This window comes from Helicobacter trogontum, from assembly GCF_000765905.2.
GTDB classification, from domain to species: Bacteria; Campylobacterota; Campylobacteria; order Campylobacterales; family Helicobacteraceae; genus Helicobacter_A; species Helicobacter_A trogontum.
On sequence record NZ_JRPL02000006.1, the window covers coordinates 87,719 to 113,921 of the forward strand.

The 26,203-nt window shown below is 32.9% G+C and carries 23 protein-coding genes, 1 tRNA gene and 1 pseudogene; 10 read left to right on the forward strand and 15 right to left on the reverse strand.

Features of this window, described 5'->3' with window-relative positions; genetic code table 11:
* Nucleotides 1-944: 944 nt before the first annotated feature.
* Nucleotides 945-1,021: transfer RNA gene (locus LS81_RS04090), tRNA-Ile, on the reverse strand.
* A gap of 392 nt (nt 1,022-1,413) precedes the next feature.
* Here LS81_RS04090 and LS81_RS11230 point away from each other — a divergent pair.
* Nucleotides 1,414-1,554 (forward strand): hypothetical protein, encoded by a 141-nt coding sequence (locus tag LS81_RS11230; protein ID WP_158659405.1) that lies wholly within the window; start codon nt 1,414-1,416, stop codon nt 1,552-1,554.
* Between the two features lie 264 nt (nt 1,555-1,818).
* On the opposite strand, the gene LS81_RS04095 is transcribed toward LS81_RS11230, so the two are convergent.
* Both LS81_RS04095 and xseB read right to left on the reverse strand, forming a co-directional pair.
* Nucleotides 1,819-2,469 (reverse strand): ABC transporter ATP-binding protein, encoded by a 651-nt coding sequence (locus LS81_RS04095; protein WP_034319407.1) that lies wholly within the window; start codon nt 2,467-2,469, stop codon nt 1,819-1,821.
* A gap of 95 nt (nt 2,470-2,564) precedes the next feature.
* On the reverse strand, nt 2,565-2,762 hold the full coding sequence (xseB, locus tag LS81_RS04100) for an exodeoxyribonuclease VII small subunit (RefSeq protein WP_034319405.1): 198 nt from the start codon (nt 2,760-2,762) through the stop codon (nt 2,565-2,567).
* A gap of 140 nt (nt 2,763-2,902) precedes the next feature.
* On the opposite strand from xseB, the gene rpmE reads away from it, so the two are divergent.
* Nucleotides 2,903-3,103, forward strand: a complete 201-nt coding sequence (gene rpmE / locus LS81_RS04105) for a 50S ribosomal protein L31 (protein ID WP_005219927.1) — start codon at nt 2,903-2,905, stop codon at nt 3,101-3,103.
* Between the two features lie 352 nt (nt 3,104-3,455).
* Here the strand turns inward: rpmE and rplI are convergent, their stop codons facing one another.
* Nucleotides 3,456-3,899, reverse strand: coding sequence for a 50S ribosomal protein L9 (gene rplI, locus LS81_RS04110; protein WP_034319403.1), 444 nt, complete (start codon nt 3,897-3,899; stop codon nt 3,456-3,458).
* A gap of 62 nt (nt 3,900-3,961) precedes the next feature.
* Between rplI and LS81_RS04115 the strand changes: the two genes are divergently transcribed.
* Nucleotides 3,962-4,624: a M48 metallopeptidase family protein gene (locus LS81_RS04115; protein ID WP_034344249.1), complete on the forward strand. Its 663-nt coding sequence runs from the start codon at nt 3,962-3,964 to the stop codon at nt 4,622-4,624.
* Nucleotides 4,625-4,709: 85 nt separating this feature from the next.
* Here LS81_RS04115 and LS81_RS04120 read toward each other — a convergent pair whose 3' ends face one another.
* From LS81_RS04120 to fur, 3 genes are all read right to left on the reverse strand, one after another.
* Nucleotides 4,710-5,090 carry a hypothetical protein gene (locus LS81_RS04120; protein WP_237022198.1) on the reverse strand — a complete coding sequence of 127 codons (381 nt, stop codon included), beginning with the start codon at nt 5,088-5,090 and terminating at the stop codon, nt 4,710-4,712.
* 101 nt (nt 5,091-5,191) lie between these two features.
* Nucleotides 5,192-5,692, reverse strand: coding sequence for a hypothetical protein (locus LS81_RS04125; protein ID WP_081955860.1), 501 nt, complete (start codon nt 5,690-5,692; stop codon nt 5,192-5,194).
* Nucleotides 5,693-5,696: 4 nt separating this feature from the next.
* A complete protein-coding gene (gene fur / locus LS81_RS04130; protein WP_004084175.1) occupies nt 5,697-6,158 on the reverse strand; it encodes a ferric iron uptake transcriptional regulator in 462 nt (153 codons plus the stop codon).
* Nucleotides 6,159-6,393: 235 nt separating this feature from the next.
* Between fur and LS81_RS04135 the strand changes: the two genes are divergently transcribed.
* From LS81_RS04135 to LS81_RS04150, 4 genes are read left to right on the forward strand one after another with little or no spacing between them, the layout of a single operon-like run.
* A complete protein-coding gene (locus LS81_RS04135; RefSeq protein WP_034344245.1) occupies nt 6,394-7,365 on the forward strand; it encodes a DUF475 domain-containing protein in 972 nt (323 codons plus the stop codon).
* Nucleotides 7,366-7,409: 44 nt separating this feature from the next.
* Nucleotides 7,410-8,480: a ribonucleotide-diphosphate reductase subunit beta gene (locus LS81_RS04140; RefSeq protein WP_052096393.1), complete on the forward strand. Its 1,071-nt coding sequence runs from the start codon at nt 7,410-7,412 to the stop codon at nt 8,478-8,480.
* On the forward strand, nt 8,464-9,201 hold the full coding sequence (locus LS81_RS04145) for a carbon-nitrogen hydrolase family protein (RefSeq protein ID WP_034344243.1): 738 nt from the start codon (nt 8,464-8,466) through the stop codon (nt 9,199-9,201). Before LS81_RS04140 ends, LS81_RS04145 begins: the two co-directional genes overlap by 17 nt.
* Before the next feature lie 2 nt (nt 9,202-9,203).
* Entirely contained in the window at nt 9,204-9,860 is a 657-nt protein-coding gene (locus LS81_RS04150; RefSeq protein WP_199768805.1) for a protein-L-isoaspartate(D-aspartate) O-methyltransferase, read from the forward strand.
* Nucleotides 9,861-9,987: 127 nt separating this feature from the next.
* Here LS81_RS04150 and LS81_RS04155 read toward each other — a convergent pair whose 3' ends face one another.
* The 5 genes and pseudogenes from LS81_RS04155 to LS81_RS04175 form a co-directional block, all read right to left on the reverse strand.
* On the reverse strand, nt 9,988-10,701 hold the full coding sequence (locus LS81_RS04155) for a toxin-antitoxin system YwqK family antitoxin (protein ID WP_034344240.1): 714 nt from the start codon (nt 10,699-10,701) through the stop codon (nt 9,988-9,990).
* Nucleotides 10,702-10,955: 254 nt separating this feature from the next.
* Complete coding sequence (gene gap / locus LS81_RS04160) at nt 10,956-11,933, reverse strand: type I glyceraldehyde-3-phosphate dehydrogenase (RefSeq protein ID WP_034344238.1); 978 nt, start codon at nt 11,931-11,933, stop codon at nt 10,956-10,958.
* 330 nt (nt 11,934-12,263) lie between these two features.
* Nucleotides 12,264-13,544, reverse strand: a complete 1,281-nt coding sequence (locus tag LS81_RS04165; RefSeq protein ID WP_034344236.1) for a hypothetical protein — start codon at nt 13,542-13,544, stop codon at nt 12,264-12,266.
* Between the two features lie 2,664 nt (nt 13,545-16,208).
* Nucleotides 16,209-17,426 (reverse strand): annotated as a pseudogene (trpB, locus tag LS81_RS11865) (tryptophan synthase subunit beta); the annotation flags it as partial.
* Nucleotides 17,427-17,638: 212 nt separating this feature from the next.
* Nucleotides 17,639-19,936, reverse strand: coding sequence for a dynamin family protein (locus tag LS81_RS04175; protein WP_034344231.1), 2,298 nt, complete (start codon nt 19,934-19,936; stop codon nt 17,639-17,641).
* 254 nt (nt 19,937-20,190) lie between these two features.
* Between LS81_RS04175 and aroB the strand changes: the two genes are divergently transcribed.
* Together aroB and LS81_RS04185 are read left to right on the forward strand one after the other, a co-directional pair.
* On the forward strand, nt 20,191-21,225 hold the full coding sequence (aroB, locus tag LS81_RS04180; RefSeq protein WP_034344229.1) for a 3-dehydroquinate synthase: 1,035 nt from the start codon (nt 20,191-20,193) through the stop codon (nt 21,223-21,225).
* Nucleotides 21,212-22,867 carry a mechanosensitive ion channel domain-containing protein gene (locus LS81_RS04185; protein WP_034344227.1) on the forward strand — a complete coding sequence of 552 codons (1,656 nt, stop codon included), beginning with the start codon at nt 21,212-21,214 and terminating at the stop codon, nt 22,865-22,867. The genes aroB and LS81_RS04185 overlap by 14 nt, the downstream gene beginning before the upstream one ends.
* A 324-nt stretch (nt 22,868-23,191) precedes the next feature.
* On the opposite strand, the gene mnmA is transcribed toward LS81_RS04185, so the two are convergent.
* The 3 genes from mnmA to LS81_RS04200 form a co-directional block, all read right to left on the reverse strand.
* On the reverse strand, nt 23,192-24,235 hold the full coding sequence (gene mnmA / locus LS81_RS04190) for a tRNA 2-thiouridine(34) synthase MnmA (RefSeq protein WP_034344225.1): 1,044 nt from the start codon (nt 24,233-24,235) through the stop codon (nt 23,192-23,194).
* A gap of 166 nt (nt 24,236-24,401) precedes the next feature.
* Nucleotides 24,402-24,779 carry a c-type cytochrome gene (locus LS81_RS04195; protein ID WP_081955859.1) on the reverse strand — a complete coding sequence of 126 codons (378 nt, stop codon included), beginning with the start codon at nt 24,777-24,779 and terminating at the stop codon, nt 24,402-24,404.
* An 89-nt stretch (nt 24,780-24,868) separates the two neighbouring features.
* Nucleotides 24,869-25,126 (reverse strand): ComEA family DNA-binding protein, encoded by a 258-nt coding sequence (locus LS81_RS04200; protein WP_034344932.1) that lies wholly within the window; start codon nt 25,124-25,126, stop codon nt 24,869-24,871.
* A 249-nt stretch (nt 25,127-25,375) separates the two neighbouring features.
* Here LS81_RS04200 and LS81_RS04205 point away from each other — a divergent pair, with 249 nt between their 5' ends.
* Nucleotides 25,376-25,972, forward strand: coding sequence for a UbiX family flavin prenyltransferase (locus LS81_RS04205; RefSeq protein ID WP_052096467.1), 597 nt, complete (start codon nt 25,376-25,378; stop codon nt 25,970-25,972).
* Nucleotides 25,973-26,203: the final 231 nt, after the last annotated feature.

The following is a 26,203-nucleotide window of genomic DNA, read 5'->3' on the forward strand; positions in this document are numbered from 1 at the left end:
TTACTTGGATTATTATAGATTTCTAATATTATTATTTTCTATACGCTTTATCGCATGTATGGAGCAAGCAAGGTTGGCATATATTAAATAACTAAATATGCATGTAAATAATATCAAAGAAGCTTTTGTGCATTCTTACATAAAGAGTTGCTTTAAGATGGGAACTAGTGAAATATGCTCATTGAATAGCTTTCTTGCATATAACCTGTAATTGTAAAATATACCTGTAGAATTTATCTCTACAAAATATCTTTAAATAATAAGTGTATATAAAGCGTGATATTAGTATAAACGTTCTGCTTTTTATCACAACTTTTTGTGTGCTATTTTATGATTACTTCTGATTATTTTTTCGTGTTTGCAATGACTGGATTGTTCAAATAATTTTTTGTGTTTGTTTAAAATATACTTATCCTACGCTTTTGACATTATGGTAAGTTTCATTAATGGGTTATGTTGGATGATATATCAATGAAGATTTTGGCAACAATACTTGTAAAATTACTAATATGAAACTAAGATAGAATCTCTTATTTATTTTTACAATACACTTGCACTCACAGCAATATCGCTATTATGTTTTTTTGCTATGTAGCGTCAGATTGAAAGAAAATCATTAATGGTTGCGATTATATCACTTTAGATTTAAGAGATATACTAGATTTCCATAGTGCTTAAAGACTAAAACTTACGCATTTAACACAACACCAAGTAAAGTATTTATTAAGTTAGAAGTAACACACTAGAATTTTAGAGTCTATATTAAATATTTTTTGTATCTAGGATGAGAATTTATTGTAATACATATTGTTTTTTGTTTGGAATATAAACTTTGTGTATATTAATTGGATTTTAGGATTTATTTTACCTTGATAGCTGTAATTTGACTAGTATAAACTTGTATAGCTTATTGGATTATCTAAATTTCAATAAATTCAGTGAAGTGGTGGATCTTGTAGGACTTGAACCTACGACCACTCGGTTATGAGCCGAGCGCTCTGACCAACTGAGCTAAAGATCCATCGCATAAAATGGAAGCACAATTGTAGCATAAAAAATAGTGTTATGGTAAATAAGTTTTCAGATTCAGAATCTAGCTGCCTTAAAAATGCTAATTCTCTATAAACATTTGAATAATACAGCTATTTATGCGATCAGATAGTTTGACTTTTTGTTCTATATTGATAGTTTAAATTTTATCTTATATTCCTACATATAAAATATATTGTCTATATATCTTGAAATTATTTTGTGATATTTAGAGTATTTTAAGGAAAGGATTATTGTAAAAATTTATTGCATGTATCGCAAATGTCATGCTTTTTAGTATGTTTAGAGGTTATAGTGGTAATGGTGTGCTAAGTTGTGATGATGAATATGTGCAAGGCGTTTTAGATATATTAGGTAGATTCTATGCAAATATTGGATAAATCTAATGACTTTATGACATATAGGCATGAAGCATTTATGACAGATAATGTTGAAAAGATGAGAAAAGCTCAATATGCCAGACTCAAGCAACTATTACAGACAAATCAATGCTTGGTGCCATAGGACTATAGAAAATGATAAAATATTTTGCTAGAATGATTGATGATGACTAGATTTATGTCAAGCTTCTTTAGTCTTTCAGACACCTTGGGGTTAATTATTGCAGCGAAGATGATTGAGATTTGCGTATTGGTTTTAAATTTGCAAACATAACTTAGGAATCTCGCACAATCAGATATCATGTTTTGACAACGAGTTTCAAAGTTGGATAAATGAAGCTCGTTTGTTTCAACGTCGCGTCATGGATAATTATGCATCTTTTAGTCATCATTTTAGCTGTTTTAAAGTTTTATCTTCAAGCAAAACAATATGAGTGCAGAGTTCTGCTATTTGTTGATCATGTGTTGCCAGTATGAGTGCAGCTTCATTTTTTTCTACATATGATAAAAGATAATTCATAATGCTCATTGCCGTGTCTTTATCGAGATTTCCAGTTGGCTCATCAGCAAGAAGAATTTTTGGCTTTTTTGTCAAAATACGTGCGATACTTAGTCGCTGTTGTTGTCCACCACTTAATTCACCAATTTGCTGTTTAAGTGTATGTGCTATACCAAATTCATCAAGCATTTGCATATCGATTTGTGTTTGTGCTATGAGTTCAGCAATCTGTAAGTTTTGCATAGCATTAAAACCGCGAAAGAGGTAATGCGTCTGAAAGATAATGCCAAGAATCCTCTGACGCAAAAGGAGCAAATCATTTTCACTAAGACTATAAACATCTTTTAGGTGTGCTAGATTGATTTGTCCTTTTTGTGGTGGCAGAAGTGTTGATAAGTGATTTAAAATTGTGCTTTTTCCACTACCACTGGCACCTAAAATTGCTATGCTTTCCATAGGTTTTAAACGCATGGAAATGTCTTCGTACAGCACGACATCAAACTTATGTGAAACATGTTCCATTTCAACTAAATAGTTCATTATATTTTCCTAGATATATTATTACCTTATCAAAATTATCAGACTTTACTTTGAATGTGATTAAATGCAAACGCCGCTATGTGTCAACAAAGATATCATTGTTGCTCTAAAGCATTTTTTAGTTCAAACTCTGCTTCTTCTAACATTTTATTTGCAGTGTTAATGTGTGCTTGTGCATCCTTGTATAGCTTCATGCCATCTTTTAGATTAAGCGTATTGTCGTTTAATTGTTTGATTATATCTTTTACTTTTTCTACATGTGTTTCAAAATCAATTTCTGTTTTTTGTGCCATTGAGTATTCCTTGTCATTAGATGCCTTTATGGGTGAATGATTATACCAAAAATATGGCAATTTGAAATTTACAAGCTGTATTTAAGAATGTTTTAGCTATAATGCTCGGCTTATTTATATTGTTTTGGAGATAATTTATCATGAAAAAAGACATTCATCCTAAATATGTTCCTTGTAAGGTAACTTGTGTAACAAGTGGTAAAGAAGTTGAAGTGTTGAGCACTAAGCCTGAGTTACGCATTGATATATCAAGCTTTTGTCATCCATTTTATACAGGTAGTGATAAAATTGCAGATACAACGGGTCGTGTAGAACGATTTAGAAAAAAATACAATCGTTAATATTACCTTTTAATAAGGGGATGCACACATTAAAAGTGGAGAGTTTGGTAACAATCTCTGCTGCTACCAATACTCTCAACTCTCAATCTTATCTCATTATAGCGTGTTGTATGTTTGCAAAATCAGACTATTTTTACTTTTGTGCTTAATTGTGATAGACTTATTTTGTTTACGCTCAATTTATGGGGCATTAAGTAGCTGTAGATGTTGTGGCTGTAAATATTTGTTGCAATAGGTTTATCTTATTATATAGAATCTAGTTTGCCCACACACTACGCAGATTTTATCTGCAATAAAGATTAATCTAACTGCTTCTATGCAGTCATATCCATACTTGATATTTGATATATAATTATTCTGCAATCACATTGAGATTAAGCTTGGCTTGTAATCCATGACCAAGTTTCACAATTACCTGAAATTTACCAAGCATCTTTATTTGTGGAATCTCAAAAGCTTTCTTGTCGATTGAAATTCTGTGTTGTGCCTGCAACTCGCTTGAGATTTCATCTTTTGTAAGTGAACCAAAGAGATGATTATTTGTGCCTACCTTTTTTGGAATTGTAAGCTCAATTTTTTCCAAAGCTTGTTGCATTTGTTTTGCTTCTGCAATCTGCAATGCTTCTAGTTCGGCTTGTCTTTTTTGCTCCGCCTTGTATTTATTTATGACTTCATTTGTAGCATGTTTTGCAAGTCCTTTAGCAATGAGGAAGTTGTGCCCATATCCATCTTTTACTTCTTTTATTTCTCCTGCTTTGCCTAGACTTGCTACATCTTTGATCAATAAAACACGCATTTGACACCTTTAAGTTGATTTGCTACTATATCCCCGTTATTTTAGCAAAAAAAGGGTAATTGTTGCAAGAAATTATGGGCTTTCATTTTGAGATTCAGATGAGCAAACGCATTAAAAGATGGCGTATTGTGTATGATGTGAAAGGTTTTTTTATTTTCCATTTTCCATATTATATTAAGAATACACAAAGGATTGTAGAGCAATACATAAAAGAAAACCATGTGCAATTAAACAACTTTTTATTAAAACAGCAGACAAAATTTAATATCAATAATAATCTAGTAGAGCAGTATTTAAATGAATATCCAAATACCCTTGTAGTATTTGGGACACAGGTGAGTATAAAAGAGCTTACTATAGAATCTTTAAGTCAGAAATTATATGTAAAATCAAAGGAAATACTAGATGAATATGCATTAAAAATGCAGCTTAACTATACAAAGCTAACAATCAGTCATGCAAAATCATATCTTGGGCAATGTGATGCTAAAGCAAGAATAAAGATTGATTATCGTAATGTATTGTGCGATGAGAGGCTATTGTGTTATCTTGCGGTACATGAATTAGCACACATTAGATATCCAAACCATTCTAAACTATTTTGGCAGGAAGTAGAGAGATTTTATCCCAACTGCAAAAGTGCACGTAAAGAATTAAAAATCATAGCAAATAGAAATGCACTTATACTAAAGCACTATGGATTGCTGCATAAAAATTTATGTTGAGTGTTGTTTGGATTAGTTTTTATTATCTTATAGTATTTTTGGTGCTCTATAAATTTGGCATATTCATGTGGTGGTGTTTATATAATTAAAAAATATGTAAAAAAAGTTCTTGTGGCGTTGTAAAAATCTCAAGATAAAGCATGTCTTTTTTATCAGCTTTATTACGCAGAACTACTCTATTTTGTGTTATTTTTTCTACGATATAGATTTTATAATTGTATTCAATTTCATCATAGAGGCTAACCCACTTTTCATTAATTAATGCTTTGTTGTTAATGATGGCGTGGAGTCTTAGCGGTATTTGTGGTGATATATCTTGCTCCTTTTGTGATTGCAGTAATGTTTCATTATCTAAGACTTGGTTTTTTTCTTGTGGCTTTAAGAGATTTGTTAAAAAAGAAAAATCTTTTTGTGCAATATCTTTTTGTTGTTGTATAAAGAGCAATTTGGTTTCTATATTATGCATTGGTGGTGTAAAGAATGTGTTGCCTATTATAAACATAATATATACTAAGGCTGTGCAAATAAAGAGCAAAATAAAACTTTTGCGAAATATTTTAAGCTTCATCATATCTGATAATTCCCAATGGAGAATATGATTTTTATATCCTGTGTAAATTGAATATCCTCTTGCATAGAATCTATATGTTGATTTGTGTTTTGTAATGTGATATTTGAAGATGAAATGTGATGTATAAAAAGTGTAGGCAACGCTTCAAGGGCGTGTATAAATTCATAGCATAGCATTGCCTTACAAGTAAAAAATAAAGTGTAGTGATTTGTTGTATAGGGCAGTGTAGTTTGCATTCGCCTTTGTTTTAATTCTTTATTGGAACAAATCGCATTCTTACATTTGCTCGTAATCTCATAATCTTTAAAAAGTAAGGCTATATTGCTTTGCATAGTTGTAATATCCACTTGTTTGCGTTGTGTAAGCACCCATTCATCATATTCGATATAGCTAAGCAAAGTAACACAAGACACTACAAACAAACATAAAAGGATAATGCGTTCAAATACGCTTTTTCGTAATAGATAAAGTGTGATTGTATGCAAGATTTTTTGCATTTAGCTAGGCATTTTTACATTTAGCACAAATCACAAAAAGTCTCATGTCATGGCTTATAAGCTGTGTGCCAAACTTCTCTGCAATATCAACTTGCAATCTCTCAATATCAGAATCTACAAATTCAATAATCTCTCCGCATTGCAAACAAATAATATGGTCATGATGGGCTTTAGCAGCAATCTCATATCTTCTACCCGTTTTATCTGCTTCAAGTGCTGTGATAAAATGCTCTTTTTCTAAGAAACTTAAGATTCTATACACAGATGAAATGCTTGTATTCTTATCTTTAATGCGTAATTGATTGGCAATTTCTTCAGGGCTTAAATGTGTACCACTTTTGTAGAGAACACCTATAATTTCTTCTCTTTGTTTTGAGTTTTTTAAGCCATTTTTCTTAATCGAAGTGCGTAGTCTAAGCAGTATAGAATCTAGAGTTTCTAATCGTTTAGTAATTGCTTTATCCATGAAAATCCCCTTAATAATGAATGTGAAAAATAATATAAAAGTAAAAACTAATCTTAGAAATAAAATTGTAGAATTATAGCAAATAAAAACTTAAAGTGCAGTATTTTTTCTCAAAATATCAGTAAAAATAGTAATAGACATACAGACAGAAGACTTACTTAGATTCACATTATATTATTATGTATATAAAGTATGCTACAATACGCACACTATTCTACTACAAAATGAGGGAGTGATGAAGCATTTTTATAGTTCTTTTGTTGTAACTTTAGTTGGGCTAGTTTTGGCATTTTATGTTGGGGCTTGGCAGGCGATTTATATATGTATTTTGCTTTCTATCTTAGAAGTTAGTCTCTCGTTTGATAATGCTGTGGTTAATGCAAAAGTGCTTGATACAATGGATATAAAGTGGCAAAAACGCTTTATTTATTGGGGTATTCCTATTGCAGTATTTGGTATGCGTTTTATCTTTCCTATTGTTATTGTAGCTGTGGCGGCAAGATTGAATGTAATTGAAACTTTAAGCCTTGCTTTGTATTCTCCAGAAGAGTATCGTGCAACACTTGAGGAAACACGTTTTGAGATTTATGCATTTGGTGCAGGATTTTTACTTATGGTGTGTTTACAATTCTTTTTTAGCGATGATAAAGATGTGCATTGGCTTACTTGGATTGAAAATAATATAATTATGCGTTTTTGTATGAGATTCCCAAATTTTGCTTTGTTGCTTGCAATTACACTTGGAATCATTTTGCTTGCTCTAACAGATAATATACTCGTTGGTATGGCATATTTTTGCGCTATTGTGCTTTATTTAATCATTCATTCTGCTGACAAGTTGCTTGGGGCTGATGGAGTGCGTAATGGGCTTATGGGCTTTTTATATTTAGAAGTGCTTGATGCAAGTTTTAGTTTTGATGGTGTGATTGGCGCATTTGCTTTAAGTGAGAATATTTTTATTATCATGATTGGACTTGGTATTGGAGCTATGTTTGTGCGTAGCCTAACGCTTTATCTTGTTGAGCGTAAAACCTTGCAAAAGCTGATTTATCTTGAACATGGTGCACATTATGCTATAGGTGCATTAGCAATGATTATGCTATTAAAGATTTTTATGGAAGTAAGTGAGATTATTACAGGGCTTATTGGCGTAGGCTTTATTGCTATTTCATTTATATGTTCGCGAATCGCCAATAAAAGTATGTAAAATTGCGCCTTTTTGTTATAATTTCACATTGAAAGGATATGAGTATGAATTATGAAAGCATTAATATTGACAATCCATCACCAAACAACAAAATATCTCGCAAGAAAATATATAATCCATATTCCACAGAAAGTGTCAATGACAGGCGTATATTTGGAGGAAATCCTACTGCGATCTTTGAGCTAAATAAGATCAAGTATCAATGGGCATATAATCTTTTACGCACAATGTTTGCAAATACTTGGTTTCCAGAAGAAGTCAATATGAATCAGGATAAGCGTGATTATATGGAGCTAACTTTGCAGGAAAAGCAGGGATATGATAGGGCATTAGCACAGCTCATCTTTATGGATTCTCTTCAAACAAATAACCTAACGGATAACATTAATCCATACATCACATGTCCAGAAATAAATATGCTTTTAGTGCGACAAGCTTTTGAAGAATCTTTGCATGCACAAAGTTATGCAGTTATGGTAGATTCTATATCAACAAATACTGATGAGATCTATCAAATGTGGCGTAAGGATGATAAGCTTCGTGCAAAAAATGATTACATTGCTGATGTATATGCAAATCTTGCAAAAAATCCAACAGAAACAAATCTTGTGAAGGCTATGTTTGCCAATCAGATTCTAGAGGGCATTTATTTTTATAGTGGTTTTGCATTTTTTTATACACTCGCTAGAAGTGGAAAAATGCAAAATAGTGCAGAGATGATACGTTTTATTCAGCGTGATGAGATTACACATTTAACAATTTTTCAACAAATGATCATATCCACGCGTAGAGAAAGACCAGATTTGTTCACAAAAGAATTGCAAGATGAGGTTATGGAGATGTTTCGCCAAGCTGTTGATTTAGAATCTAGTTGGGGAGAATACATTACACAGGGACAAATTCTTGGATTAACCTCAAAAATTATCCGCCAATATATTGAATACTTGGCAGATAAGAGATTGAAAGCAGTAAATTATCCTATTTTGTATAATACACAAAATCCTATACAATGGGTCGAGGAACAGGTAAATTTTAACAACCAAAGGACAAACTTTTTTGAAGCGAAAGTGCGTAACTATACGCGAGGAGAATTGACATTTGAAGACGACTTTTAAAACCTTTTATACATTACAGCTAAAAACAAAGGCAAATTGGAAAGACAATCTAGCGCGACTTGAGGCAAAGATATTAGAGTGTGAAAAAGATTCTTATATTCTTGCGAGTGAGGTTTTCTTAACAGGGTTTGCATACCAGAAAATGGCAGAGGCAAGTGAATTTAGTGAGATCGCTACAAAAAGATTACAAGAGCTAAGTGAGGACAAAACCATTGTAATTACTATGATAGAACAAGAGGGTAGGGGTTATGTTAATCGTTTGAAGGTGTTTCATCAAGGACGCATAGCATATACACAAAAAAAAGTAAAACTTTTTCCATTAGGTAATGAACACCTGCATTTTAAGGCTGGAGATGCCAAAGATATTAAAACTTTTATGCTTGATGGAATCTTATGTGCCGCGCTCAATTGTTTTGAAATCCGCTTTATTGATTTATGGAAAAAGATACAGGGTGCACAAGTTATCTTTGTTCCAGCAGCATGGGGTAAGGCAAGGAAAGTCCATTTTCAGACACTTACACGTGCCTTAGCGATTGCAAATCAAAGCTTTGTTATTGCTAGTTCATGTTCGGGCAATGAATATGCAAAAGGCAGCAGTATTATTACACCTTATGGAATTGTGTATAAAAATGATTCCAAGGAGATCATTCAAGCACAAGTAAATCTTGCTGAAGTTACAAAAATGCGAACGCATATTGATACAGGAATCCCACATATATGAAATTGCATGAAATAAAAAATATGGAAATGCTAAAGGATGTTAAAGATAGCTTTGATCCTAGAGTCATTGCTGCATTACGGCAAACTGACAGGGAGTTTTTTGTCCCATCAGTCATTAAACATTCGGCATTTCATCTTGATAATGCGTTGCCTATAAGTGATGAACAATGGATTAGTGCACCGCTTACTGTAGCAAAAATGACAACTTATCTGATGGCATATGATTTAGGAGATAGCGTGTTGGAACCAGATAGTGTCTTGGAAATAGGGCTTGGAAGTGGTTATCAGGCTGTTGTGTTATCTCATCTCATACGCAGAGTGTTTAGCATTGAGCGTATAGAATCTTTATGGCTTGAAGCAAGGGCGCGTATCGCACAGCTACAGATTATGAATATTAATATAAAACTTGATGATGGTATGAATGGTTGGAGTTCTTTTGCTCCCTATGATAGAATCTTGCTTTCTGCATGTACGGAGAGTATCCCAAAGACTTTGATCGATCAACTGCAGGTAAATGGGGTGCTTGTCGCTCCAATGTACCATAATGGTGGACAGGTCATTGTACGCTTTGTAAAGCAAAAAGACAATACACTTACAAACCATATTTTAGAATCTTGTCAATTTGTACCAATTAAACAGGGCGTTATGCGTATGGGTTAATCATATCTGTGGGAGCTCAAAGGCAGATGTGTCACTATAGCGTGTATTAATTTGAATTTAGAATTATAAAATTTAGCTTTAAAAGCAAAAAAGAGGGGCGTGTCATTACACGCACGGATACCAAGGATTAAATCCATAGACTATTATCTCTTGTATTATTGTCTTTATATTGTCTTGGCATAGGGTTTGGATTTTCAAAATCAAATAAGAACGGATTTACAGAATCAAGTCCCTCAAAGAAATTGTCAAAAGAATCTATATCATTCCCAATGAAATTATACTCTTCAAGTCGCTGTAATAAACCATCACTCCCATATATCTTTCTACTTACAAGTTTGTTATTGCGATATTTCTCTTCTTTACGTAGTTTGCTATGGATATAATATTTTCTTACTTCCTCATCGTCTTTGTAAAATATCGTTTCAATAAGAGAATTTGCACTATCTTTACCATAAATATTTGTTTGTGAAAGCTTATTATTTTGATATAAGCATTCTTTGCGTTTTAATCCATTATCATAATATGCTATTGTATGTGTGCGGTTGCCATGGTTATAAAAATCTTCATACTTTAAAATGCCATTGCCATACCACTTTTGTATCCCATGCTTCACTCCCGAAACTTCTTTACATGGCGTTTTACCATCTCTGGATTGACAGATCTTAAATGTATGACTAGAATCAGAAATATAAGTCGTCTCACTTTTGACTACACTATTATCGTGTATATCATAATCAGTATACACAAGAGTATTATGTGCATCATCTTTTTGCTCTGATATAACCCAAGCAATGACAATGAGAGATGTAGTAAGTGCAATGAAAAAACCCCATTTCTTCATTATTTTCCTTTACTTTCACAGAATATATAATCATTGTAGCATTAAAATTCCAATATATTGACAATGATATAATGGAGTGTGCTTGAATATAAACTTATGTGATATAGGGGTCTTGAATTACTATCATAATCTTATAGCTATCGTGTATAAGTTTTTATTTATATGTAATGTCAAATTAGTTCTTATATGAATTTCTAATATAGTGAATGCTTTAGTAATTAATCTCGTATGATTTCATATTGTGTTGCGTATATTTATCTAAGTATAAATTCTGCCATGTCTAAAATTCTATTTGCATAACCACTTTCATTATCATACCAAGCCATTATTTTTAACATATTTCCAACTTGCACACTTAAGTCTTTTGCTACAATACTACTATATGTGCTTCCTAGAAAATCACTACTTACGCGATATTTAGAATCAATGCTTAATATATTTTTCATACTATCGTTTGCATAAGATTCAAATAGAGTGTGTATTTCATCTAGTTTTGCAGTTTTGTTAAGGTAGAAGTTTAAATCTGCCATTGAAACATCAATCAAAGGTACACGCACACTCTGTCCATGTATTTTACCCTCTAAATTTGGTAAAACCCTCTTTAATCCAATGGCCGCTCCTGTTGTGGTTGGGATAATGTTGTTTGCAGCCGCTCTTGATCTTCTCTTATCACTTCTATGTGCATTATCAAGTAGATTTTGATCATTTGTGTAGCTATGAATTGTAGTCATTGTGGCACTTATGATTCCATAATGCTTATCAAGTATGGCACAAATAGGGGCAATGCAGTTTGTTGTACAAGAAGCATTTGATATGATGGATTGACCATTGTATTCCATATGATTTACACCAAGCACAAACATCTTTGTATCATCTTGTGGTGGAGCTGAAATAATTATCTTTTTTGCACCCTTTTGCAAATGATGTTGAACAGATTCTGTTGTAAGGAACTTCCCACTTGATTCAATCACAACATCAACTTCACCAAAGTCAATATCTTTAGGATCACTATGGTTGCTTACTTGTATTGATTGATTATTGATTAGCAATGTATTGTTGTGGTATGAAACGTCGTGATGAAACGTGCCATGTGCACTATCAAATTCGATGAGATATGCCAAAATTTCCCATTTAGCAATATCATTAAGTGCTTTAATGTTATGCCCCCTTCTGATCGCTTCTCGCAAGATCGTGCGTCCCATCCTACCAAGCCCATTTATCCCTAGTGTCATAATTCTAACCTCAATAATAAATTGTAGATATAGTAATAAATTGTGTGGATTATAGCTTATTTTTGTGTGTATGCTGTAGAAACTCATTATATGTTTGCTAAGTTAGTATAGATTGAGTTTGCAATAAAACATAAGTTCCAACACAATACATTGTGTCAGCGTATGTCAATAATTTGAAAAATGAAAATCACGCTTGTTTTATTTTACTTGCATTACACCCAAGATACCCAGCATTACAATAACGTGCAACTTAGCGTAATAGATATAACTTAACCTAAGTTATTGGATAATTGATAAAGAACTAATCATTATCAATTATTATTTTCTCCTTTAATTATTTTCTGGCCACATGCGTACAGATTTAATATCATATTGATTTATAATATCGAAGAATGATTGTATCAAGGCATGGTTTCTGCCCTTGCTGTAGGCATTAATAAATTTTTGTGCCTCATTGCCTAAATTCATTGTTGCGTTGTTCTTCAAAGGCGTAATAAGTATTTTTATACTATTTTTATTTGCATTTGGATCTAAAAGCTTTGCTTGATCTGAGATAATTTTTTGCAAACTTGTCCTTAAATGTGGTGCTAAATATGGACTATAACCCACAAAGGTCATGCCTGCTGCACGACTAGCTTCCAAGGCAGAATAGTATTGTGCTGTAATACGTTTTTCTATATCAGCATTCTTTGTTTGTTTATTTTTTAAAAACGAAATACCATTGTTAAGTGTGAGGTATTTTTTTGCCAAATTACTTACGCTTTCAGCAAGCCCATCTGAACGAACATGTATGCGTACTTCTTGTATGGTATAGTTATATTGACTAAGCCATGCGACAATAGAACTATTAAAATTTTGCATTTCTTCTTCATAGCGTTTTTGAATCTCGTCGTATTTTTTTGTATAGCTTTCTGTTATTCGTTCTTTGGTTTTTTTGTTTTGGGCAATCGCCTCATTGGTCGGATTGCCCATGCAACCACAACCACATTGTTGCTGATTTTGTGATGATTCTAGCATCTCAATCTCTGCATTAATATCATCTAATGCACTCGCAGATTCCTTTCGCAATGCTTCTAAATCATTTTGATATTTTGTTTGAATATGATCATATTCTTTGCTAAACTGATTTATCTTTGTGATGTATTGCACTAAAAGCGTAGGCATAGTTTTGTATCGAAATGATCGAGATTCTAGAAGTGTTTTTGAATCTAGGCTCAAGGTCGCTACATCAGATTTAATAACACATGTTCCATTGCCACTATTTTGTAGATCTTCTAGTGTAGAGGTGCTATTACACGTAAAGCTTTTTGGGACAAATTTGTTTAAATCTTCCTCAAGATTTGCAACGATATTGCCCGATATTTCTTGCCTTACTTCATTATCGTTGAGCCACATATCTGTGCGTACATCCTTGAGTTGAAATAAAAAGCCATCGATATTTTTAAAGTGGCAGGTTGCATGAGAGTTATCTCCGACGCAATTATATGTGATACCAGCTTTTTCTGCATCTTGCAATACCCACTCCATAATATCTAATGCACCTGTTTTAGCAAAACTTACTCCACATGCAACCATGCTGATTGCACCTGCGGCTATTATTTTTTTTAGCATACCCTTATCCTTTCGCCGTTTTTTAGAATGTAAGCCATTATGTTAATGTTTTTTAGATTAAAAGTTTATTAATTTCATGCTATTTTCCACAAAAGATATGTTCGTGATTGTGATATATCCGTTGTTTTATTAGTGTGTCTCATTGATATGATTGGGATCTGAATGAGATAGAAATTCACTATAAAATTATTATGATTTTAAAGATTTGCCACAGATTTTACTCAGCTCTGGAACAGTTTTAAAAACACGCGATTTAGTCATATCAGTATGAATGTAGCTTAGTGTGTGGTTGTTTGCCTCAAGATCCTTTTGATCATATTCCATATTATCTTTATTATTATCTGTGTTGGAGCTTGGCACTATAAAATCTTCTTTTTGTGTTTGTATATCTAAGTTTATGCTTTCTTGATCCATGCTTGTATCGTGTAGAGCATGTTTGTTATCGTTTATATTTTCAAAAATGCCCATGAGTTCATTTTCGATTTCTAGTTCTAGATTTTCTAAATCACTCTGTGCAGAATCTGTATTTTCCAATAGGCTTCCATCAAGATGTAAGGATGGATTTCTATCTGTTTCTAGCGAGGTTGTCTTATCACTTGAATCTAGTAAGTCTTCCAATGTATTGTTGCTATCATTGATGTCAAAATCTTGTATATTTATATTTTTTTGCACAGAATCTTGTCTCTTGAAGCTTTGTGATTCTATACATTCTTGTTCTATGGAATCTGTCTGTATATCTGATATTTCTGCACTAGAGGTATCTAGCCCACTAGAGTCTAAAACCAAACCCTTGTCTAAATCATTATCTTCTCTTGCATCATTTGTTTCAAGTAGAGAAGCCAAAACACCACCATCTTGTATATTATCATTGTTCATAGAATCTAGACTTTCTAAACCTAGTATTTCATCAAAGGTGTTTATGTGTATTTGGCTTTCATCATTGCTTGTTTGGCTATCATCTATATGAGTTAAGCCTAATTGTTCATCCTTTATATTATTGGTGGTATTTATATCAAAAATGTCTTCTAGTATATCATTGGCTGTATTAGCTGTATTTTGTGAGATAGATTCTGTCTGTTGTGCTGCATTGATGATACTAGATTCCATGGTGTCGCTATGTGTTTGGCAATCATTATCATGTTGTATATGATCCACATGGCTTAATGCTAGTTCATCATCTATATTTATTCCTTTTGATTCTTGTAGTGTCTCATCTATTAAGTCTATTTGTTTGTGTTGTGTTGCTAAGTGTTGCAAATCTTCCAAAGTTTCTAATGTGGTTTCCTGTGTAGTGTGCAGATCAAATAGAAGTTGCTTGGCTAATTGTTGATTTGAATTTATATCATCTTGTTCTCTACTTTGTTGTGAATTTTCCATGTTGCTATTATTTGAGATGGTGTCGCCTTCTTCCACTTTCGTCATATTAGAATTTTGGTGCAATAAAGATTCTAAGGATATGTTTTGTTCTGCATGAGAGAGTATTTCTGTGGAATCTGTGTTATTAGATTCTGTTTGTGCAGAATCTTGTGACAAGTTTTCTTTCTCAAGCAAGTCCTTTTCATTGAAGCTTACTTGCAAATCATCATGGGGTATATTATCTTCTATATTGGCAGTTTGGTTTAACTCCTGCTGGAATTCATCTGTTAAATCGGCTTTGGATATTGCATTATCATGAGATATTGCTTCTTGTTGTGTTGAGCTTGCATTAACTTGTAAATTGCCTTTCTCTTGCAAGTCATCATCTTGCAGGAAATGCAGTATCTGCATATTTTCTTGTGTTGGATTGGATTTTGAGATATCTTCTGTACAGCTTGATTCTGTATCAGAATTTGTAGTTAAAAAATGCAGTGGCTCTTTACTGAAGGACTTCATATTGTCTTCATCTGTATTTGGGGAATTTATATCTATTGTTGTAGCATTTATATTGTCATATTCTTTGAGATTTTTCAGACTATTACCTGTTTGTGTACCGCCTATACTTTCTTGCTCTAGCTCTTTAATCTCTTCTTGTGTGTTTTGCGATGATTCTGTATTGCTTGTTGATATATCATTTACTGGATTTATTATGCTAGATTCTAACTCATTATTATTTTGAGTTTGTAAAGCAGTAAATTCATCTATGACTTCATTATTTGTAATGTCTGTAGAATCTAGATTGAGTTTCATGTCTGATTGTATTGAGGTATCATCGCTCAAATCCATATCCTCTGTTATTTGGGCAGATGTTTGGTTTTCTGACAAAGACTGCATAGAATCTATATCTTTGCTTGCCTGCAAAGTATTTGTATTTGTTTCAATAAGATTAGAATCTAGCTCCTCTAAGCTCTGTATATTTGTAGATGTGGAATCTAGATTCTTCAAATCATTACTTGCTGCTATAGTAAGAGATGTATCCCTTTGTATCTGTGTTGCAGGGCTTATTTGTGTATCCACCAAATGTTGTATATCTGCCTCTTCATTCTCTGTATTGATAGAATCAAAAAAACTCATATCCTCATGGCTTATATCTTGCAAAGCAAGTTTTAGCTCATTTTGCCGCTCCTTTGATTCATTCTCGTTTGTCTCCTCCTGTATGATTACCTCTTTTGCTTTATTTTTTTGCTTTAAAAGTTTTTCTACATTACGCAATTCAGATTCTAAAAAATCTCTCCATGCACTTGTGCATAAGGCTTTGGCGGTAATAAAAATGTCTTTATCACCTCTACCACTCACATTCACTACAATGATTTTATTTTTTTCTTTTTTTGCAATTTCAAGCACACCAGCCAATGCGTGACTTGATTCTAATGCTGGTAAGATTCCTTCATGCCTAGCAAAAAATTGCAAGGCTTCAAGAGCAGAATCATCGCTAGCAGCCATAAATTCTACGCGTCCAATGTGTTTTAAGTGTGCAAGTTGGGGTCCAACACCAGCATAATCCAACCCAGCACTAATTGAGTGTGTATTTGAGATTTGTCCATGCTTATCCTGTAGAAAATAGGAACGATATCCATGTGCTACGCCAATACTTGCACCACTATTTTCTGCAAGACGCATTGCATGTCGGTTGGGTTTAAAATCATCTCCACCAGCTTCTACACCAACAAGCTTTACTTCCATATCTTCCAAAAATGCATTAAATGCACCCATAGAGTTGCTGCCACCACCAACACATGCAACAACATAATCTGGCAAAAACGCGTTAAGATATTTGCTTAAGGCTTTTCTAATCTGTTTTTTTATCTCTTTCCCAATGATGGCTTGAGAATCCCGCACAATATCCGGATATGGGTATGGACCAAGTGCGCTTCCTAGCACATAAAAACACTCATGTGGCATTGTGCTCCATTGCCTTAATGCCTCATTTACCGCATCTTTTAGCGTTTTTGTCCCACTCTCAACAGCAACTACTTCCGCACCAAACTGCTCCATTATAAATACATTTGGTCGTTGTCTTTGCACATCTATTGCACCCATAAAAATAGTGCATGGCATCTTTAAAAAGGCACATACACTTGCCACTGCTACGCCGTGTTGTCCTGCACCTGTTTCGGCGATAACGCGTGTCTTTTTCATTCGTTTTGCAAGTAAAACTTGTGCAAGGGCGTTATTGATTTTATGTGCACCTGTATTTGCCAAACCTTCAAATTTGAGATAGATTTCATTTCCAAGTATTTCAGAAGCATTTTTTGCATAAATAAGAGGCGTTGGTCTGCCAACAAATGTCTTTAAGAGTCGTTTTAACTCTTTTTGAAAGCCTTTGGTTTGAAATATTTGTTTATATGCTTTTTGTAAATCATCTAATGCTGGATATAATATTTCTGGGACAAAGCATCCGCCAAATTTAAAATCACCTTCCCCAAAATATCCTTTTTCACTTTTTAAAAATATTCTATCTTCCATACTTCCTCTTTCAATAATGGCAAAATACAAAACAATTCGTGCTTATTTTATCATTTTTCTGTAATTTTTTGACTTTGATGTAGTGGTGAGCTAAGATTCTAAGCCTTTGTTGCAATAATGCTTTGCAAAGCAGATTTTAGTTGCTTGTAAAATCTTAAAAATTTGGAAAATCTTGTCTTTATCTTTAGGTTGTATTAGTTTTAGAATCAATGCTATTTCAACGCCTGTGTGATATAGGCAAGTTCTTCTGCAATATGTGTAAGCTCTTTTTGCTTTGCTTGCATGGAATCTCGCATTTCTTGCGTGTAGTTTTGCTGTCTTTTTTCAAGTGTGTTTTGCAGTATAGAATCTTTTTCTGCAATTTGTGTTTTTAGAATCTCTTCTTGAGCTTGTAAGATTTGTGAGAAATATTCCAAAAATTTTGTTTCTACTTCTTTGTTTTTTTCCATAAGTACTTGCGTGAAAAGCTCAAAAGATTGATTAAAAATTTCTTGTAGTTTAATGGAGAGCTCATTTTCCCTACCCTTACCATAAGCATTAATAAGCTTAGGGATAGAATCTTTTAGTTTTGCAACACTTTGTGCGATTTGTTCCTTTGGTGCATGAAAGCTAACTTTTGGTTGCTTTATATCAGTGTGCTCATCAAGCAATATTTGAGTGATTTTTTTTGCGAGTTTATATTTAAAATCTCTACTCACATCGCTGAAACAATCGCTTAGTCCAGATTCTAAAATTTCTCCTATACGCTCACTACTTGGAGGATTACCATGGGTGTAACCATACACTGCTTCATCAAAGATTCTAGTCTGCAATCTTTCTTGTTCTCGTTTTAGACTTTTTTGCATACTTTTTTGCAATACATTTAAAAATTCTTCTATATCATTTTGCTTTGCTTTTAAATCCTGCTTTTTTACATCAAGTTGTAAAAATAGCCTTTCGTGCTCAGCCTTAAGATTTGCAATCATTTCTTCTAATTCATTTTCGGAAGCATTTAATAGAATTGATTCTAGACGCATATCCTCTTTGCATTGCTCAATTGTTTTTAAGAAGCCACGATATGCAAGATATAAAATATCTTTTTGTTTCAAGCTATTTTCACCAAGTAGCATTTTATCTAAGTAATTTTCAACTGCTATAATTCCTGTTTTTTCTAATGAAAAGCCTTGGTTTATCGCCTCTTCTCCTCGATTTGTTTTATGTAAAAGTGCCAAAAAACTTGCAACAGGAATAAAATCAATTCTCTCTATTATAGAATCTATATCACCACTATACTTTGCTTTTTTGAGTTGGGCTGCTAAACTTGTTTTTGTGTATTCAAGCGATTGTGCTAACTCTTTTTCGCTAATTAGATCAATGCGTGTCAATACGATAAGAAGTCGTGATATATTTTGCTCTAGAAGTGATTCTAGGATAAAATCAATATCAATTTGTGTTGCTACACAACTTGCATTCATAACATGAATAAGCAAGTCGCATTGCGTAATATAGGCTTTTGTGATCTCCTCTCTTTTTGTAATTGGATCATCAAGCCCTGGTGTATCTACAATTTCGACACCATTTTGAAGAAATTTAAGTGGTGTAAAAAGCGTTACTTCTTTTACAAGATTACATAATTTACTTTCATGATTTGCGGAAGTGTAGGTACTTAAATTATCAAGTGTTATTACCTCACTTTTTGTAGTATTTGTGATATAGTCATTAAGTCTAGTGCCAAAGATTCTTTCACTCTCAAGTACAAAGCTTTGCAAACTCTTATCATATTGCCCTGCTTTTTTAAGCTCTTCCCATTCGCCTGTATTCCAAAAAAATACCTCCGCAGATTCTGTATCTTTGTATTTTAAAATCGTTAAGTTTGCCGTTTCTGGAATAGTAGAACTTCCTAATACTTCTTTGCCTAATAAAGCATTTAAAAATGTGCTTTTACCTGCACTTAATACACCCGTGATTCCAATTGAGAATTTATGATTTTGTGCATTTGTGTAAATTTGGTTCAAGGTTTTATAATATTTCTCATGCAATTTTAGCTCATATAATCTTTTTAGAATCTGTGCGAGTTCATTAGAGAGTGTTTTGAGATTTAGCACCTTGTGTTCTTCTTTTGCCTGTTGTGCTTGAAAAGCACTTTGAGTGAAAAAGTTTGAAAGGCTTCGTGCATGTTGGTTTGTGATTAACTCAGCCGCATTTAATCGTAAAATATGTGCCTTTAAATGCTTTAAATCTGCTGCATTTACAACGCTTAAAAGTGCATATTGTAGCAACTTGATAGACTCCATGTTGAGCTCATATTGTGGCATACATTGTGAATAAAGAGAACAAAAAGCCTGACTTTTTTCATAGAGATTAACATTTGTGCTATGCACGGATAGAATGAGGGCTTGAAGTTTTGGAGGAAGTGCTAGTAAGATGTCTTTTTGTGTGTCCAATAATGCCTTTATTGATGTATCTGAAATGGATGTACTTGGAATTTTTTCTTGGTGTATAAGGTGAAAAAAGTGTGTAGCAAGCTCCATATGTTTCCTTTGTTTCTGTAAGTTATATAGAATCTAAAAGACGTCATTATATCAAAACTTAATGATTTCAAGATGGATTTGCAGTGTGAAACTTAAGTAACAAGTGTTCATATTAGTAAAATATATATGGTGTGTAAAAATAGCACAAGGTATTGTTGTATTTGTGAAATTTGAATACTATCATTTTATTTTAGGCTACAATATTAAGAAAGACTATTGCTCAAAATGATAACTCGGAGGTTAGTGTATAGAATATGAGAAAAAATATTATGCTTAGCACAGGGACACAAAAGTATTCAGTTACAATAGGTAAAATCACATCATTAAAGTTTGAAGATAAAGATGTACTCCTTGTTACATCAAAAAATCTTGAACATCTTTATCTGGAATACATGCTTTCTATTATAAAGGCTAAAAGCGTAAATGTTTGTGTTGTTGATGATGGTGAAATGCATAAAAACATGCAGACAATCGATGAGATTCTAGAATCCGCATTTAAGCATAAGCTACATCGAAATGCTTTGATGATTGCACTTGGAGGTGGTGTCATTACTGATATGGTGGGTTTTGCAAGTGGGATATTTCAACGAGGCATTGATTTTATTAGTATTCCTACAACATTGCTTGCTATGGTTGATGCAAGTGTGGGTGGTAAATGTGGTGTAAATAATAAATATGGAAAAAATCTTATCGGTTTATTCCATCAACCAAAACAAGTTTTTGTCGCACCTATGTTTTTACGCACATTACCAGAAAGGGAGCTATTGGCTGGTGTAGCAGAGATTATTAAGATTTTTGCGTGTTTTGAGTATTCTTTATTGCAAAATTTTAATATGCTTGATATTGAATTTTATATCCAAAAGAGCATAGAATTAAAGGCTCAAGTTGTAGAAAAAGATGAAAAAGAAAGACATGGTTTAAGGGCGTTATTAAATTATGGACATACTTTTGGTCATGCTATAGAGCTAGAGGGAGGATATAGTGAATTTTTACACGGAGAGGCAGTAAGCATGGGGATTGTTATGGCAAACCGACTTTCAGTTAAGCTAGGCATATTATCAAGCGATATTGATATGTTTATTTGTGCATTACTAAAGAGGATTGGGCTTCCTACGCATTACAAAATAAAAGATATAGATTCTTTTTATAACGCATTTTTTTACGACAAAAAAAGTCTTGATTCGAAACTACATTTTATTTTGCTTGAATCAAAAGAGGTTATTAAGGCAACTGTCCATAACAACATAGATAAACAAATCATCTATGAGGTATTGCATGAGTTTGCTTAACACAAAGGTTTTATATTGTATTTTTGTGTTATTTGTGTGTTTTGGCACACAATTATTTGCTACACAAGCAGATTCTACACCATTGGACTCTGCTGAATCTAAACATCATAAAACAAATACGATAGTAAAAAGCGCTACGTTGAGCTCATATATAGATCAGTTAAAACAACTTGATTCTGCGTTGTATAAAACAGAGAGTATATGGCTTAAGAGATATGAGAATTTTAAAAGTTATCATGATATTTCAGATGAAATTGCAGAGATTGAAAAAGAAGCCTTATTGGCACCATTGGAAGCACAAAAAACACACAGATTGATGACATTAAAAAAGCAGCAAAACCTCTTAGAGCAATACCGCACGAAGCCATTTGGTGAATTGCTTGATAAACCTACACTTGAGGCTGCACCAGTCCTTACAAATCCATTTGAAATCTTTAGTGCGTTTTCATATATCAAACATATATCAAATATAAGATCAAATATGCAATATAATCAGCAAGATTTAGATAAGTTGCTGACTATACTTGATAAAAAAAGTGCAATCCTTAATGAAATCATACAAAGTCAAAAAATAAGTGTCACAGAAAAGCAAAGCTATAAAGATGTGTTGGTAGCCACACAAGAACAGAATTTAGAACTACAAAGTGCTAGAAATATCCTTGAGACAACCACAGATGTATTTAATAAAGATGCTGATGAAATTGAGGCGAATCTAGAATATCAAATCAAAAACCAAATCTTAAAACTTGTATATATTGGTATTGGAATCTTGTTAAGTGTGGTTATAGCCTTTTTTTTAAAACTCATCGCAAAACGCTACATAGAACATCATGAAAGAGCTTATACTACAAGTAAAATCATCAATGTTTTTAATATTACTATTATCTTCTTAATCCTTTTATTTGCATATATTGATAATGCAACCTATGCTGTGGCGATGGTGGGTTTTGCGTCCGCGGGTGTTGCTATTGCTATGAAAGATATGTTTATGAGTACGCTTGGGTGGCTTGTCATTGTGGTTGGTGGTAGCATACATGTTGGTGATAGAATTAGAGTAAAAAAAGAGAATGAAGTATTCATCGGAGATGTGCTTGATATATCTATGTTACGTATTACAATTTATGATGATATTACACTGACTTCATATAGAGAGAATCATCGTGCAGGGAGATTAATCTTTATACCCAATAACTATATCTTCACGAATTTAATTTCAAATTATACTTATGGCAATCTGAAAAATATATGGGATAGTGTGTCTGTGTGCATTACTTTTGATTCTAATATCACAAAGGCAAAAAAAATAGCTCTTGAAGTTGCAAGTACGCATGCAAAGATTTATACAGAGCAGACTAGGAGTCAAATGCAAAGAATGCGTGATAGATTTGCTTTAGCGCATTCCGCCCTAAATGTTGATCCACGCGTTTTTAATTTTGTAAAAGATAATGGCATGGATATTTCTGTATGGTTTCAAAATTATGCTTATGGGACATTAAAGCTAAAAAGCGTAATAGCTCAAGAAATAGTAGAGAAATATTTATGCGAAGATGATATCCATATTGCCTATCCTATTACCCGCATTGTATATGAGAGGGCAAATGGTTTAGGGAAATCCCAAGATTTTATACCTGAAATTAACTAAAAGTGATTTTTTGTAAAACGCGGCATTAGACACAAAGTTTTATTGTGTGCATGATATTTTGAGCATACTAGAAGCATTAATCCTTTTAAATATTAAAGCCTCTATGTAGCAGTGAAGCAAGAAAAATAGCATATATAAATTTAAGCTTAAATAGCCAATGCAAGTATTAAAACTATGCAAAATATCTAAAATTACTCAACGATACAAGGCATTGAAATATATTCTATTCAATAGTTTTTTAAAAGTATTTTTAAGTGCATTGATTGGGTTAAGTATCTGTAAATATGACCTAGTGATGGTTGCAGAGTACAATCACAGCCAAATCTACATAATGACACCACCACCAAGCACAATATCATCTTTATAAATTACTAAGGCTTGTCCCTTTGCTACACCATATACTGGCTCTTTTAACGTTGCTATAATCTTATCATCTTGTATTGCGATAGTAGCATTGCTTGGTGTGCTGCGATAACGCACCTTTGCTTTATATTCACCATCTATAAACTCACTTGGTAGGGATTTATTTAATGCGGTTACACAAAAAGTTTCTAATTCCTCTTTTTTCCCAACAATAATTTCATTATCTTTTGGATTAATTTTTAATACAAAATGTGGCTCATGTGCACCTTTTACGCTAAAACCTTTGCGTTTGCCTATAGTGTATTGCATATAACCTTTATGTTCACCTACAATATTGCCTTGCGTATCGCGTACAACACCTTTTTGATCCACATTTGTATGTTTTTTTAAGATGTCAATATAATCTGTTTCGACAAAACAAATTTCTTGTGATTCTTTATAAGATTCTAAATCACCAAGTATTGGTAATGCTGCAAATGCCTTTGGTTTTACCTCCTCTTTTAGCATGTCGCCAAGCGGAAAGATAAGGCGATTAATTGCATCTTGACTGATAGCATATAGAAAGTAACTTTGATCCTTGCTTTTATCTCTTGCTTCTCGTATCCGCTTTACACCCTGTATTGTCGCGATACGTGCATAATGCCCTGTTGCTATATATTCGCAACCATAACTAAGTGCCATGTTTAAGGCTAACCCAAATTTCATAAGTGGATTACATAACGCACAAGGATTTGGCGTTTCACCGCGTTTATAAGATTCTATAAACTCATTATATACTGCTTGTTTGAATTCCTCTTGTGCTTCTATAATCTTAAACTCTAAACCTAAAAATGCACATACCTTTTCGCAGTTTCTGATAAAAATTGCATGCTTTTCTTCTTTATCATGAAGCTTGAGATAAATTCCTAAAACTTCATATCCTTGTTGTTGCAATAAATAAGCAGAATAAGAACTATCAACACCACCGCTCATTAATAATGCAACTTTTTTCTTAATTTGTTCCATAATATATAACCTTAAATATAAGTTTGATATAAAAGATAGATTGTATCGTATAAAATTGAATAAGTGTGTAATACACCAAATGATATCAGGTTACAAAAGTGTCATATTCATAACTTAGATTCTAAAACTAATATGTTGAGATTAAAGCTAATTGGAATTATACATTTCATTCATGCGTTGTAATGTATTTATATAAGACATAGATTTCAGAATCTGTCAAATAATATTTTGGCATGACTGCATGGGTTTTACGCAATGCATGTGTAAAACCCTGCAGATCAAGTTCTGTAATATCTGGGGCATTAATCTCCATATTTTTGCCCTTGTGTGTATAGCTTACAAGTTGCTTACCTTTACCATCTTCACCATGACATTTTTGACAACCAATACCGCGTGGCTCTTGATAGAGATATTTGCCATACTCTGCTTCTGTCATAAATTGCTGACTTATCATAGAATCTTCTGCATCAATTTCTTGCGTAAGAGCATACATGTATTGCAGACACGCAATACAAAACACAAAGGCACAACAATACTTTACCATCTGTTACTCCATAGTAATTTGACATTAGGATATTATTGTAACAAATTATTGTTATGTAGGTTAGATACAAATTGTAAAAAGTGCAACAACTACTTCCTTGTTGTTTGCACTTGATTTGTGACTACAATATCTTTTTTAATCTTATCAAAGATTGCTTGTCCTATACCTTTTACTTGTTTAATATCTTCAATCTTTTTAAATCTAGTTTTTGTGCGATATTCAATGATTGCTTTTGCTTCACCTATACCATTTAAAGTCATAAGTTCTTTTTGACTTGCAGTATTAATATTTACTGCTGCAAAAAGAAAGCTAGAGAATATAACAAATAGAAATAAAAGTCTTTTCATATAAAACTCCCAAGTAAGATTCAATAATATTAAAAAACATTAAAACTAAGACAATATGTCTTATCCCAAACAATACAATAACATAAAAATCCTATATTGTATTGTTTCATACCTATGTGTCTTATATTTTTATTTTGTGTGTGTAGAAATGTGAGATGTTTCATATATGAAGTTACCTATATCGCCATAAAATTACTATAAAATCCCTTATGATAATTTGGCAAATAGACAAATAAAAGGAATTTGTGCGTGAATTATAGAGAAAAAGATAGCAATCTAGCGCCTATCGTGCTTGGTATAAGTGGTGGGAGTTGCATTGAGCTTGCATTACACTTTATTAAACGATTTCCAAAAGAACGTATGCTTTATATTGTGCCAACGCAAAATGCTGCCTTACTTTGTCAGGCAGAAAAAAAGCAGAATCTTAAAAATCTAATCAATGCTATACGCACAGACAATATTGCCTTTTATGATTCTATGACAAGCCCTTTGGCAAGTGGTAGTTTTTATTTTGAATCCTGCATTATCTTGCCAACAAGTAGCAATACATTATCAAGTATTGCTAATGGTTTGCAGAGTAACCTGCTTACACGCATAGGTGCTGTATGCTTGAAAGAGAAAAGAAACCTTGTGCTTGGCGTAAGGGAGATGCCCTTAAGTGCAATTTTGCTTGAAAACATGGCAAAGTTAGCCAACTTAGGTGTGTATGTGGCACCCCCTATTGCTGGGTATTATGGTGGTATTTACGACTTAGAATCCTTACATGATTTTTTGATTGGTAGATATTTTGATATGTTGAATATACCGCATGATTTATTTGTGCGTTGGGGCGTAAATAAACAATAATATAGAATCAATATCTATTTGTATAAGCAATCAATATTTTACTATATTGTTTTTCTATGTAAAAATGAGCAAAAAGAAGTAAAATCATGATGCACTAAGCTATAATTACCTCCTATGCTTTTCTAAATAATGGTATAAAGGGATAATATGAGCAGGAAGTTATTAAGCTTAGGTTATATTTATGAAATGATTGGTAAGCACGAAGAAGCACTTGCTTTTTTTGAGCAGGTG